This window comes from Psychroflexus longus (genome assembly GCF_020164595.1).
GTDB lineage: Bacteria > Bacteroidota > Bacteroidia > Flavobacteriales > Flavobacteriaceae > Psychroflexus > Psychroflexus longus.
Window position 1 is genome coordinate 22,918 of the sequence record NZ_JAIQZE010000010.1, and the last position, 13,763, is coordinate 36,680.

11 protein-coding genes and 2 tRNA genes are annotated in these 13,763 nt (G+C 35.4%); 4 read left to right on the plus strand and 9 right to left on the minus strand.

Going from position 1 to position 13,763, the window contains the following annotated elements:
* Window positions 1–147: 147 nt before the first annotated feature.
* Window positions 148–1,215, minus strand: coding sequence for a putative type IX sorting system protein PorV2 (locus LB452_RS09600; protein WP_262902999.1), 1,068 nt, complete (start codon window positions 1,213–1,215; stop codon window positions 148–150).
* An 88-nt stretch (window positions 1,216–1,303) separates the two neighbouring features.
* Between LB452_RS09600 and LB452_RS09605 the strand changes: the two genes are divergently transcribed.
* On the plus strand, window positions 1,304–2,032 hold the full coding sequence (locus LB452_RS09605; protein ID WP_224461527.1) for a CDP-alcohol phosphatidyltransferase family protein: 729 nt from the start codon (window positions 1,304–1,306) through the stop codon (window positions 2,030–2,032).
* Between the two features lies 1 nt (window position 2,033).
* Here LB452_RS09605 and lnt read toward each other — a convergent pair whose 3' ends face one another.
* Window positions 2,034–3,611, minus strand: a complete 1,578-nt coding sequence (gene lnt, locus LB452_RS09610) for an apolipoprotein N-acyltransferase (RefSeq protein ID WP_224461528.1) — start codon at window positions 3,609–3,611, stop codon at window positions 2,034–2,036.
* Window positions 3,612–3,741: 130 nt separating this feature from the next.
* On the opposite strand from lnt, the gene LB452_RS09615 reads away from it, so the two are divergent.
* The gene (locus tag LB452_RS09615; protein WP_224461529.1) at window positions 3,742–5,118 is read left to right on the plus strand and encodes a sugar transferase; all 1,377 of its coding nucleotides are present in this window, start codon (window positions 3,742–3,744) and stop codon (window positions 5,116–5,118) included.
* Here the strand turns inward: LB452_RS09615 and LB452_RS09620 are convergent, their stop codons facing one another.
* The 7 genes from LB452_RS09620 to proS all read right to left on the minus strand — a co-directional run bounded on the left by LB452_RS09620 (window position 5,119) and on the right by proS (window position 10,885).
* Window positions 5,119–6,114 (minus strand): ABC transporter ATP-binding protein, encoded by a 996-nt coding sequence (locus LB452_RS09620; protein WP_224461530.1) that lies wholly within the window; start codon window positions 6,112–6,114, stop codon window positions 5,119–5,121. It abuts the gene before it with no gap.
* On the minus strand, window positions 6,098–7,735 hold the full coding sequence (locus LB452_RS09625; RefSeq protein WP_224461531.1) for an ABC transporter permease: 1,638 nt from the start codon (window positions 7,733–7,735) through the stop codon (window positions 6,098–6,100). Before LB452_RS09625 ends, LB452_RS09620 begins: the two co-directional genes overlap by 17 nt.
* Before the next feature lie 7 nt (window positions 7,736–7,742).
* Window positions 7,743–8,771, minus strand: coding sequence for a Fe(3+) ABC transporter substrate-binding protein (locus LB452_RS09630; protein ID WP_224461532.1), 1,029 nt, complete (start codon window positions 8,769–8,771; stop codon window positions 7,743–7,745).
* A gap of 117 nt (window positions 8,772–8,888) precedes the next feature.
* Entirely contained in the window at window positions 8,889–9,140 is a 252-nt protein-coding gene (gene rpsT / locus LB452_RS09635) for a 30S ribosomal protein S20 (protein ID WP_224461533.1), read from the minus strand.
* A 25-nt stretch (window positions 9,141–9,165) separates the two neighbouring features.
* Window positions 9,166–9,237, minus strand: a tRNA-Glu gene (locus LB452_RS09640).
* Between the two features lie 33 nt (window positions 9,238–9,270).
* Window positions 9,271–9,342: transfer RNA gene (locus tag LB452_RS09645), tRNA-Glu, on the minus strand.
* A gap of 64 nt (window positions 9,343–9,406) precedes the next feature.
* Window positions 9,407–10,885 carry a proline--tRNA ligase gene (gene proS / locus LB452_RS09650; RefSeq protein ID WP_224461534.1) on the minus strand — a complete coding sequence of 493 codons (1,479 nt, stop codon included), beginning with the start codon at window positions 10,883–10,885 and terminating at the stop codon, window positions 9,407–9,409.
* 100 nt (window positions 10,886–10,985) lie between these two features.
* On the opposite strand from proS, the gene LB452_RS09655 reads away from it, so the two are divergent.
* Together LB452_RS09655 and LB452_RS09660 are read left to right on the plus strand one after the other, a co-directional pair.
* Window positions 10,986–12,224 carry a hypothetical protein gene (locus tag LB452_RS09655; protein WP_224461535.1) on the plus strand — a complete coding sequence of 413 codons (1,239 nt, stop codon included), beginning with the start codon at window positions 10,986–10,988 and terminating at the stop codon, window positions 12,222–12,224.
* A 21-nt stretch (window positions 12,225–12,245) separates the two neighbouring features.
* The gene (locus LB452_RS09660) at window positions 12,246–13,736 is read left to right on the plus strand and encodes an OmpP1/FadL family transporter (protein WP_224461536.1); all 1,491 of its coding nucleotides are present in this window, start codon (window positions 12,246–12,248) and stop codon (window positions 13,734–13,736) included.
* Window positions 13,737–13,763 lie beyond the last annotated feature (27 nt).

Here is a 13,763-nt window from a genome sequence, read left to right on the forward strand (position 1 = left end):
GTTGTTTTTGAATTAGCCAGCGGCGAAACTAAAGGGCTCAAAAACTTTTAACAAGGCGATAAGGTTAAAACTTTATGACTTGTTAAGTAGTTACTATAATTTTGTAAATATTGCTCTGGGCGAGAGAGGATTGAAGCTATTTAGAAATCATCTAAATATCGACCAGTCCAATTTTAAAGAGAAAACATTGGAGTATAAAGCAAGACTTTGGTCGCCAATATCGGTAAGGGCATAGTCAATTTGTATGCCTTTATACTTGAAGCCAACTCCAAAGTTGGGCTGAAAACCAAGCTCGGTGCCGTTTCCTCCCAGTTGCTCCAGATTTTGAAAATTGCCAACGCCTCCTCGCAGATAAACTAAATTGACATAGCCTACTTCAAAACCAAAAGCAGGGGTAGCACTTAACGTACCGGAGGAGATCACGTCGTTGGTTTGCGCAAATCTCATGTCAAGATTTAAAGAAGTGTTCAAGTCAAAATCTCTTGTAATTGCAGTTTTTCTTGCAATCCCAATTTGAAGTTTTGGTAAAGTGATTTCTGAGGTTTCTGGCATTGACTGATTTTGACCTTCTATTGCATTCTGAATTGTAGCTAATTCAGAATCATCAAAAGTCCATGTATTGTAGGTGGTTGTAATGTCTCTTGCCATTACACCGAAGTACCAGGAGTTTTTTTGAAATTGAATTCCAGCATCAAAACCAAATCCCCAGGCATTGGCAAAATCGCCAATGACTCTTCTTATGATTTTGGCATTCACGCCATAAGAAAATCCTTCAAGAGGTAAACTTCTGGCGTAAGATAAAGTAAAAGCATAGTCTGCTGTCGAGAAAAGACTTATGCGATTGTAATCAATATTGCCCTGTTCGTCTATAAGTTGAGTTGTATTTAAAATGTCATCTACACCAAACCTTATTACGCTAAAGCCAACAGCGCTTCTACGGTCAATCGGCATCGCACCAGCGACATAATTGTAAGTAGCAATATTGGCAAAATAATTGGCATGCATTGCAGAAACTTGATTGTCTTCCAGATGAATCAAACCAGCAGGATTCCAATATCCAGAATTCACATCACTCGTAGTAGCTGTTACAGCGTTTGCCATTCCAAAGGAAGCGGCATCCACACCAATGTTTAAGAATTCGTTGGAATACTTTGCTGTCTGTGAAAAAGCAAAAAATGTAGAAAACGAAATTAATATGAAGGTAAGCCTCTTCAATCTTGTAATTATTTTGAGCAAATATGCTACAATTAATAATATTAAAACTTATTTTGCTATTTCTTATTGTGTGAAAATATTCAACTTTATGTCATTGATAAAAAGACAAATCCCAAACTTTATAACCCTTTTAAATTTACTCTCCGGAAGTGTTGCTGCTGTACTTGCAGTGCAAGGCGACTTAGGGGTTGCAACTCTGTTTGTCGGCTTTGGTATTTTTTTTGATTTTTTCGATGGCTTGGCTGCCAGGGCTTTGGACGTGAAAAGTGATCTGGGCTTACAATTAGATTCCTTAGCAGATATGGTTACAAGTGGTTTGGTTCCAGGGATTGTAATGTGTCAGCTTTTATTACAATCTATCGATTCTTATATGGATTTAGACTTTCTGTCTTCAGAGGTGAATTGGATGATTTTTATAGGATTAATCATTACACTTGGTTCTGCCTACAGATTGGCAAAATTCAATATCGACGAGCGGCAGACTGAAAGTTTTATAGGCTTGCCAACACCAGCCAATGCCTTGTTGATTTTAAGTTTAGGACTTATCCTGGAATACCATCCGGAATCTTTTTTAATTCCTTTGATTGAAAATACTTACGTTCTTATTTTTATTTCAGTACTCAGCGTTTTATTACTCAATGCAGAATTGAAATTATTCGCATTGAAATTCAAAAACTTAAACTTTAAAGAAAATTGGTTTAGATATTTTATTGTGATTTTCTCCATCGTAGCTTTACTTTTACTTCAGTTTGTTGCGATCCCTCTCATTATTTTGACTTACATAATGTTATCGATAGCTCTGCAGTCTAAAACTTGATTTATCTTCTCCTTCTTGTCACTGCAAATAGAAATATGAATAACGCCAGGAAATTTGAAATTCTAGGAATATAGTCGCCAGATTTAACGTAAAAAGTTTCACCTTCATACAGAGGTAAATCATATTTCAGAATAGTTTTTTCATCATATTCAGATTTTTTAAGAACAGTCCCATCTTTGTCTACAAAGCCTGATATTCCAGTATTTGCACTTCTTACAACCGCTCGTCTTGTTTCAATAGCTCTCAATCTCGCATAACTCCAATGTTGTTTGTGCCCTTGAGTTTCTCCCCACCAGGCATCGTTTGTTATGATAGCCAGTGCATTGGCACCATTTTTTATGTATCCATTTACAAATTCACCGTAAACTGACTCATAACAAATAATAGGAGCAATGCTCGAACCATTATTCAATTCAAAAACGCTTCTCTTATCTTGAGTGGTTTTCATAGCAACGGTGCCGCCAAGATCTATCATAATATCTCCCAATAATGGCTTTAGAGTAGATTGATAAGGAAAGTTTTCTACTCCTACGACTAATTTCGATTTATGGTAAAACTCATGTTGAGTGTCTTTTCTCTCGAATACTGCACTGTTATAATCATTGAACCAAACACCTTTTCTCAAAAAATTGCTTTGTGGTGACAATTGATTCTTATCGCGTAAAATTTCATACATCGATATGCCATATAAAATGTTGAGTTTCTCGTTTTGTTCAAAAAGTTGCTGAGAAAATCTCTTAGCTTGAGAAAATCTGTAGTTGTTTATATCGACACCTTCAGCAAAAACCGTCTCAGGCGCTATGAGAAGTTGCTTCTTTTCATTGAGGTAAGGTTTAGTAAGCTTGATTAGGCTTTTGGAAATTCCTTTATTATCTGTTGTGTACTTTTCAGCATAAGGGTCAACATTAGGTTGAAGACTTAAGGTTTCAATAGTATTTTCTGAACTTGTTTCAGGCTTTATTATAAGGCTAACGATGATAGGTAACGCAATTATGAGTATAAATCTTAGTCCTGTGCGAACGAGTATCCCTTTATCTTTATGCTGGATATAAAGCAAAATCCCCTTAAAAATTATGAAGTTGGAAATCAAGATCCATAGACTTCCGCCAAAAGTCCCTGTGTATTCATACCACTGGATGAGATTGATATCATTTGCAAAGACATTACCAAGATTTAGCCAGGGCCATGAGAATTCCCAACCAAGGTGAAGTTTTTCAAAGCTAAGCCATAAGGCAATAAAAAATGAAGATGCTGCTGTAAATGTAACTTTTTTAGCTATGATATGATAAATCAATAAAACCACGCTCATCAATAGAGAGTTGGCGAGAATAGCAAAAATCCCACCGAAGGGAGTAGAGAAGTAAAGCCAATAAGTCGTTATAATATTCCATATTAAGAAGCTGAGGTAAGCATAACCAAAGGTTCTCAAGTTTTTTCTTTTAAAATTATCTTTCCTGATGTCAAATTCAGCAAGTAGAAGTGGGACAAATCCAATAAAACTTAAAGGGCTAAATCCGCTTGTAGGCCAGCTTAATGCTAATAATAATCCAGATGCTAAGGCTAAAAGTATGTTTTTCAAACTCAATTTTTTTCAAATTTACTTTAAAATTGAAGCCCTCAAAAGAAATTCTAACAAACAAAAATATAAAGAAATAGTTCATCGAGTATTCATCTGGATATTTTATAAATTTGTCTGCTCATCCTGAAATATGAAAACTAACCAAGCTACCCATTTTGAGATTTCTGAGAGAAAAATACTACTTAGAATTTTTGATGTGGTTTTTGTTTGGATCGCCCTCTATATAACTACAGAAAGCTCCGCGTTCACTTATTTTCCATTCAAAGACAATGTATGGACTTGGTTAGTCACGCTGGGTTTTTACATTTTATTGTTTGGAACTGTTTTCGAAATTTATGATTTGCAAAAAGCTGAGTCCAGAAAGGCTACAGTAAAAAATGTAGTGTTCACTAGCTTGCTTGTTACCTTATTTTTTCTGCTTACACCTATTTTCTCTCCTCCACTTCCAGATAACCGATTTCAAATCATCTATTTTTTTGGAATAATTCTTTTTACTCTATTGGTTTGGAGATTCCTTTACATAGGCTTAATTGCTTCACCTAGATTCTTTAAAAGAGTTTTGATCGTTGGTGATGATGTTGATATTGATAAAATTGGAAATGATTTGTTATCGAATGACCCTAATTATGAAATCAAAGGTTTTATAAGTACTAAAGAAAGGACATCTGTCAATTTTGAAGCTTACAAACTTAGTGATCTGCAAAATGTTGTCCAGGCCCGTAAAGTAGGGGAGATTGTAGTTGCAAATTCTATGGATGGTTTGAGTTCCGAGCTTTATCAGGCTTTGACACCTCTTCTTAAGACAGGATTTCCAATTAAAGCCTATGCGCATGTTTATGAAGAAATCACCAGTAAAGTGCCCATTCAATATATCAACAACGATTTTTATTTTTATTTTCCTTTTAGTAGAAGCAATCAGAATCGACTTTATCTTTTATACCATAGAATAGTCGATATTCTAATGAGTTTAATTGGTTTGATTTTTGGTGTTTTCTTTTTGCCTTTGGTATTGCTTGGTAACTTGATAGGAAATAGGGGTAGTCTATTTTACAAGCAATTAAGGTTAGGAAAATCCGGTAAGGAGTTTTATATAATCAAATTCAGATCTATGATCAAAAATGCTGAGACTGATGGTGCTCAACTTGCTTCGAAAGGTGATGTAAGAATCACAAAATTCGGAAATTTTTTAAGAAGAAGTCGACTTGATGAAATCCCTCAGTTTTTTAATGTGTTGAAAGGAGATATGAGTTTGATCGGTCCAAGGCCGGAACGTCCTGAGTTTGTTAAAACACTTTCAGAAAAAATACCATTTTATGAAGTGAGACAAATTATAAAACCTGGTCTTACCGGCTGGGCTCAGGTGAATTCAAAATACGCCAATTCCGATGAAGATATGATTGAAAAGCTTCAATATGACCTTTACTACATCAAGCATAGAAGTATTTTTTTGGATTTAAGAATTATTCTCAAAACGATAAGTACGGTTATATTCTTTAGAGGTCAATAGTTATTCGTCGAAAGCCAGAACATCCTTAGAATTAAATCCAATCTTTATGGTATTGCCTAAAACAGGTTCGTTTGTGACAACTGTAAGGTGTTCTCCATTATCAAGTTTTAGAAGTAATTGAGAGTGGGTGCCTAGAAAGGTTCTTTTGAGTATTTCAGCTTCAGAAACATAATCACAATCTTGATTTACAGTAAGGTTTTCATTTCTTATGGCATGGCAACAATCCTCCTTTAGCGGACATTTGAATGCAGTCTGCAAACCTTTATTAAGTTGGACTGTATTCCCGAATAATGAAGCGACGTATATGGACTGTGGTTTTTTATACAAAGCTGAAGCCTCATCTTTTTGTACTAGCCTGCCATTTTGAAGAATCAGAATTTCATCTGCTACTGCTAGGGCATCCTGAGTATCATGAGTAACAAAAATAGCGGTTACACCAGTTTTTTTGATGATATTGAAAACTTCGTTTCTTAGCCTGTGCCTCATCATGGCATCCAGGTTACTGAAGGGCTCATCCAAGATCAATACAGAGGGGTTGGGAGCCAGAGCTCTTGCTAATGCAACTCTTTGTTGTTGTCCTCCAGACAATTCATGAGGATAACGTTTTTCAAAACCTTTCAAACCAACAAGGTCAAGGGTTTCTAATGCAACATCTTTTTTGGTTTTCGATTTTTTAATGCCGTAAATCACATTTTCTAAAACGGAAAGGTGTGGGAACAAGGCATATTCTTGAAATACCATCCCGACATCTCTTTTTTCTGGAGCAGTATTTTTTTTGATGGAAGCTACGAGTTGGTCTTTTATGAGGATTTCTCCATTATCTAGTTCTTCCAAGCCAGCAATCAATCTGATTAGGGTTGTTTTACCACTCCCACTTTCACCAACTACTGCGCAGATATCTCCTTTTTTGACGAAAAAAGATATGTTATCGAGCGCTTTTACCTTTCCTTGGTCATAAGACTTTGATAAGTTAGAAATGTTAAGTGTTGCTTGCATTCTTCAAAAGTAACTTATTTAAAAAAATTGCGGGAATTAATGCCGTTAATATTATGAGAAGAGAAGGAAGTGCTGCAGAACTTACCATTTCATCACTAGCGTATTCAAAAGCCTTAACGGCCAAAGTATTTACGTCGTAAGGTTTCATGATTAAAGTAAGCGGTAATTCCTTCAGAATATCAATGAAGACAAGAATAAAAGCACTCAATAATCCAGTTCTTATGAGGGGGAACTCAATTTTGAAGAAGGTTCTGAAGTTTCCTTTGCCTAAGACTTTAGAAGAATCAGATAAGCTTCTGTCTATTTTTAGACTAGAAGACTCTAGGGGTTGGTAGGCTACAGCTAGAAATCTTACTACATATGCATATACTAATGCAATTAACGTCGCATTCAAAATCAGTTTTGAAGTAATATTTCTTTCGATTAACCACTTATCTAGGTATAAACTAGGTATTAAAACACCTATAGCAATTATAATCCCAGGAATCGCATAACCTAAAACACCAAGCTTTGAGGTGGTTTTAAGCAATTCAATTTTATTCCATTTTGTAAAAAAGAGTAGGAGTAGAGCTACCAAAACGGTAACCGAAGCAGTTAGAAAAGCAATGCCAAAACTTTCAAGGGTAATTGAAATAAATTCAACATTCCAAACTTTTTCTAAAGTTTGTTTTACCCAGATAACTAACTGGACAACAGGTAAAATGAAACCTAAAAAAACAGGGACAAAGCAAATTATACTAAACCAAATTTGATTACTCATTTTTGGTTTTAACCTTGAGTTGTAATTCTGCTTTGAAGATTTTGCTGAAGTGAAGTTCAGATTTCTTCTTTGCCACTTTTCGAAAAGAATTAATCCGAATACGATAATCAAAAGGATGGCTGATAAATAGATAGCAGTTTCAGGTTCTCCAAGAGAAAACCAGGATCTAAAAATCCCAGTAGTAAATGTACTTACTCCGTAATAACTTGCAGCACCGTAGTCATTCAATACTTCCATAAGTACTAAGACTAATCCTGCTATTACAGCTGGACGAGCTAGTGGGAAAATAAGTTTGAAAAAAGATTTGAATTCACTTATTCCAAGCATTCTTGAAGCTTCGAGTAAATTGGTTGCCTGAGCTAGAAAAAAAGTTCTACAACTTACATAAACATAGGGGAAGAGTGAGATGCTGAGAACAAATGAGAGGCCGTAAATGTTCATGAATTCTATTCTGAAACTATCTACTCCCACTAATTCCATAAAGTTTGAAAATACTCCAGAATATCCAAAAACACCAGCATAAGCATAGGCCATAATATAAGCGGGGACCGACAGTGGTAAAATTAGAAGCCACTCCAATTGTTTTCTGAAAGGAAATTCAAACCTGGAAACCAGCCAAGCTGTTGTAACTCCGAAGACAATAACAATGATAGAACAGAAAATGGCTAATAGAAATGAATTTTGCAAATAGTCAAACAGTACGTAGTCTACTATATGATTCCAGCTTTCTCCAGGACCGTCAAATAATTTGAGGCCTATGGTGAGAATTGGTATGGCTACTACTGCTAAGATTAACAACAACAAAAGAGACCATCTATTGAGGTCTCTTTTTAGTTTGTAAAATCTATCTTTTATGTTCAACTAAATATTATTTCCAGCCTACTTTATCAAAAATAATAACAGCTTCTTTATTATTTCTGCCAAGTTCGTTTAGTGATAATTTGTCTTCTTTAAAATCCCCCCACTGCTTCAATATATCTGAAGGCTCAACATTTGGATTTACAGGATACTCATAGTTAGATCCTGCAAATATATTTTGAGCTTCTTCTTTCAATAAGAATTCAATAAATTGAATAGCATTTTCTTTGTTTGGAGAATATTTAGCAACACCAATACCACTCACATTAATATGTGTTCCTGTTGTTTCTTGGTTTGGGAAAAATATATTAACACTATTTCCAGCTTTTAATTCATCCTCATCTTCAGAATTTAAAAGTTTTCCAATATAATAGGTGTTCACAATAGCTAAATTCCCAACACCATTAGCTACTGCTTTTACCTGATCCCGATCATTACCTTTAGGTGACCTAGCCATGTTATTAACTATGCCCTGGGCCCAATTTTCTGCATTCTCTTGACCTTTATTAGCTATAATAGAGGCTAAAAGAGACTGATTATAAATATTAGAAGAACTCCTAACAAGTATTTCATTTTTCCATTTATCTGAAGTTAAATCTTCATATGTAGATAATTGAGTGGAGTCTATATTTTCTTTAGAATAAGCAATCACTCTAGCTCTTTTGGTCAATCCAACCCAGTGTCCATCTTCATCCTTTAAATAGCTGGGTACAATAGAATCTATAAGAGATGAAGAAATCGGTTGTAATAAATCTTGAGATTTAGCTCTGTAAAGTCGACCTGCATCTACAGTTATAAGTACATCAGCAGGAGACTGCTTACCTTCAAGACTCATTTTTTGTATCAATTCATCAGCACTGGCATTCACAATATTGAGTTTTATTCCGCTTTCTTTTTCAAAACGTTTGAATAATTCCTGATCCGATTCATAGTGTCTGTGTGTATATACAGTTAGTATTTTTTCAGATTCTTCTTTGTTTTCAGATTTACATCCGATTATTGAAACTGCAATTAGAAGTAAATAGATTATTCTTTTCATAGTTTTTTATTTACAAATTTATAACAACTAAACTTATTTAGACTTATTATTAATAATATTTTTGATCAAAAAAAATGACCTCAATTAAGAGATCATTTAATTATTAAACGCTTCAACTTAAAGAGCTGAAACATGTTTTGTAAGTTGAGACTTCAAATTAGCAGCTTTGTTATTGTGAATAATGTTATTCTTAGCCAATTTATCGATCATTGAAATGATCTCAGGAAGACTTTTAGTCGCTTCGGACTTATCTTCTGTAGCTTTCAATCTTCTGATGGCATTACGAGCCGTCTTATGTTGATAACGATTTCTTAAGCGCTTTGCCTCGTTACTTCTTATTCTCTTTAATGCTGATTTATGATTAGCCATAACTTTAAATATAAAATTTTAATAGTAGTCCGTAGGGGAATCGAACCCCTGTTACCAGGATGAAAACCTGGCGTCCTAACCCCTAGACGAACGGACCGTGTTAATAATTTATTATATGAACTTAAACTTGTAGTCCGTAGGGGAATCGAACCCCTGTTACCAGGATGAAAACCTGGCGTCCTAACCCCTAGACGAACGGACCATTAAATTTGCGAGTGCAAAAATAACCAATTTTTTAAATTGCACAAATGTTTTTTTGAAAAAAATCAATAAGCTTTCGCGAATAAAACGCGTTGAGAAGAAAAATTGCCTGTTAAGACGCATTCACCATTTTTTTTATGACCTTCCATAGGAATACAACGGATTGTGGCTTTTGTGATTTCTTTAATTTTTTCTTCAGTTTCTGAAGTTCCATCCCAATGTGCCGAAATAAATCCACCTTTATTTTCAAGGATGTCTTTAAAATCCTCAAAAGTATCCACTTCAGTAATATGAGAATCTCTAAAATTCTTAGCTTTCGTAAACAATGCACCTTGAATTTCTTTAAGGAGATTGTCAATAAGGTTTTCAATACCCTCTTGATCTTCAAAAGACTTGGTAAGCGAATCCCTTCTGGCAAGTTCAACGGTTCCTTTTTCAAGATCTTTTGGTCCAATAGCAATTCTTAATGGTATACCTTTCAGCTCATATTCTGCAAATTTCCAACCCGGCTTATGAGTAGTTCTATTATCATACTTTACTCTGATGTTTTTAGCTTTTAAGGCTTCAGCTATCGACTCTGCTTTCTCAGTGATTAGATCTAATTGTTCTTGATTTTTGAAAATAGGAACAATGACCACTTGTATAGGTGCTAAGTTTGGCGGAAGGACTAAACCATTGTCATCTGAATGGGTCATCACTAGTGCGCCCATTAGCCTTGTTGAAACTCCCCAGCTTGTTGCCCAAACATATTCTTGTTTTCCCTGGTCTGAGGTGAACTTTACATCAAATGCTTTAGCGAAATTCTCACCTAAAAAGTGTGAAGTTCCTGCTTGTAAAGCCTTTCCGTCTTGCATTAAAGCTTCTATACAATAAGTCTCCAAAGCACCAGCAAATCTTTCACTTTCAGATTTCAAACCCTGTATCACTGGCATTGCTAGAAAGTTTTCAGCGAAATCGGCATAAAGTGAGTTTATAAGCTCAGCCTCTTCAATAGCTTCTTTTTTCGTGGCATGAGCTGTGTGTCCCTCTTGCCACAAAAATTCTGTCGTTCTTAAAAACAAACGGGTTCTCATCTCCCATCTTACCACATTTGCCCATTGGTTGATTTTCAATGGTAAATCTCTATATGATTGTATCCAACCTTTAAAAGTATTCCAGATAACCGCTTCTGAAGTAGGTCTCACTACAAGCTCTTCGTCAAGTTTAGCTTCAGGGTCAACTCTTAATTTTCCAGGTCTGTCCGGATCATTTTGTAATCTATAGTGTGTAACGACAGCACATTCTTTAGCGAAACCTTCAGCGTTTTTTTCTTCTGCTTCAAACAGAGATTTTGGAACAAATAGGGGGAAGTATGCATTTTCATGCCCAGTTTCTTTTAATCTCCTATCCAGCTCAGCTTGCATTTTTTCCCAAATGGCAAAGCCGTAAGGTTTAATAGTCATACAGCCTCTTACAGCTGAGTTTTCAGCCAAATCTGCCTTTACAACTAACTCGTTATACCACTTGGAGTAATCTTCTTTTCTACTTGTTAAGCTCTTTCCCATGCTGTTTGCTTTGGCACAAATGTTGTACCTGTGTTAATGATTATTTAGTTAGCACAAAACTAATTAAATTTGATAATAGTAATAATAAAAACCACAAGTTATGATACAATCAAACAAAATTTTAAATTTCGTATCCTTAGGAATATTATCTGTGGTTTTCTTGACTTCGTGTTCGTCTTACAGAAATGTAAATTCTACGTCTGATGGAATTTATGGATCTAGCGTCCCTTCGGAGACTAGAAGGTCAGTTTCTAATGAAAATACTACACAACGAAAATCCATTTCAGTTCAGAATTCAGATAACCAAACAAATACTTACTCAAAGTTCTTTCAAGATCAGGGGCAAATGATTTCTGAAGCTAGAATTTCTAATAATGAAGTATTTACTGATGTTGACAATTATTCATCTGATGATGGCAACTATACTGAAGAGGAAAAATATTACGAAGAACCAGTGTACAATGGTAATAATGCCGGTTGGGGTACAAACCCAACTTCCGTAAGCGTTAACTACATAAATAATGGCTTTTTCGGTCCTAGTTGGGGCGGCTTTGGTTTCGGTGGACCATTCTTTGGAGGAGGCTTTTATGGCCCAAGTTGGGGTTTCGGTAGATTTGGATATGGAGGCTTTTATGGTCCAGGCTGGGGAGGATTTGGCTATGGAGGATTCGGTTATGGAGGATTTGGTTACGGCGGCTTTTTTGGCCCAGGATTCTATGGCGGAGGATTTGGTTATCCTTTTTATGGTGGTTTCTATGGTGGCGGCTTTTATGGCAGAGGATATAATGGTATAGCTTATAATAGATACAATAGAGGGTATACAAGCAATACTAGATCTTTAACAAACTCGAGAGGTAATTATAGTAATAGATCAGGAACTGCCAGATCTAATGTTACTAGAGCAAATTCTACAAGATCTAGAGGTAACGTTACCAGAGCTTCAAGTAACAGGTCTAATGTTGCTAGAAGTACACGAACTAATACTTCAAGATATTCTAATAGAGTAAACAACTCAAGAAGCATTGGGGTAAGAAGTTCCTCTAATTATTCAAGATCTGGAATTAGAAATTCTAATAATGTGAATGCAAGATCCAGAACAAATTCAAGCTATTCAAACAATTCTTCTAGAGCAGGATTATATAATTCATCTTCCAGAAGTACGAGGAGTTCTGGTGTTAGATCTTCAAGCGGTTCATCAAGAAGTTCTGGTGTTAGATCTACAGGCAGCTCATCAAGAAGTTCTTCTACGAGAAGCAGTGGTAGTAGTTCAAGGTCTTCTGGAGGAAGATCATCCGGTGGAAGATCTTCTGGTGGTAGAAGTTCAGGAGGAAGAGGATAATTTTTAATCAAAACAGATCGAATGAAAAGGTTTATAATTTTAGTCTTATTTATTGGTACAAGTGGCTTCTCGCAGGATATTACAGATGCTCTACGGTTTTCTACTCAGGAAGTTAACGGAACTGCAAGGTATACAGCAATGGGAGGAGCATTCGGTGCTCTAGGTGGAGATATATCTGCGATTAATATTAACCCAGCGAGTTCTGCAGTTTTTTTAAATAATAAATTTTCAGGATCTTTAGATTTAACCTCTGTCAATAATGACGCTTTTTATGGAGGAGGTTTCAACTCTACGTCTTCATCAAATTTTGATCTTAATCAGCTAGGCGCAGTATTTGTATTTGAAGCCAATAATCAAGATGCCTTATTTAAGAAATTGACATTAGGATTTTCATACAACAGAACAAATAATTACGATAACGAATATTTTGTGAATGGAGATAATATAGAAACCATTGCAGATTATTTTATCAACAGAGCAGATGGAACTGCCCTTAATACATTTGATCAAGGTTTGTCAAATCCTATTGGAGCTTATCGTGACTTTGGCAGAAGACAAAATTTTGCCGCTCAACAGGGCTTTATAGGGTATAACACATTCATAATTGATGCTGCAAATCCTGACAATCCTAATAATACTTCATACGTGAGTAATGTTTTTGGGACGAGTTCCAATCAAAATTATAGTGAAACCACTAGAGGGAGTTCAGGGAAATATACGATTAATGGTGGAGGTATGATTGGTGATCGGCTTCATCTAGGATTGAACCTTAATTTTCATTTTTCGGAATATAGAAGAGAAACTTTATTTGATGAATTTAATTCTGGGCCTGGAGTAAATGAAATATTTTTTGATAATGATTTAAGAATTAGAGGTAGTGGATTTTCATTCCAGTTGGGTGGAATTGCCAAAATCACCGAAGAGTGGAGGTTAGGTTTTACCTATGATTCTCCAACTTGGATGAGTATTTCAGAAGAACTTATCCAAAGATTAGAAACGGTAAGGGCAGGCGTTAATACTCCAGCGATCCTAGATCCAGATATCCTCAATATTTATCCAGATTATAATTTTAAAACTCCAGGGCGATTGTCTTTGAGCACAGCTTACGTATTTGGAGGCTCTGGGTTAATCAGTTTTGATTACAGTTATAAAGATTTTTCAGCTATGGAATTCACTTCAAGAGGATTTGGTTTTCAAAATGATGAAATTTCAAACTTAATGTCAGGAGCTTCTACTTTCAATCTTGGTGGTGAATACAGAATTCAAAATACTAGTTTAAGGGCTGGTTACTTTATTCAAGAAAGTCCATATTCAGATGAAAATTTTCTTGGTGATACGACGGGGTATTCTTTTGGGTTAGGCTTCAATTTTGGCAATGCCATTTTGGATTTCTCCTACCAACGTGTAGATCAAGATCGACAAGGCATTTTATATTTTACAGATATAACTCAGGAAGCAGACATACAAAGTTTTATGAATAATTATATGGTTACGTTGACTTTAAATTTATAACATCAAACTTTAGAGGAGATTTTATAA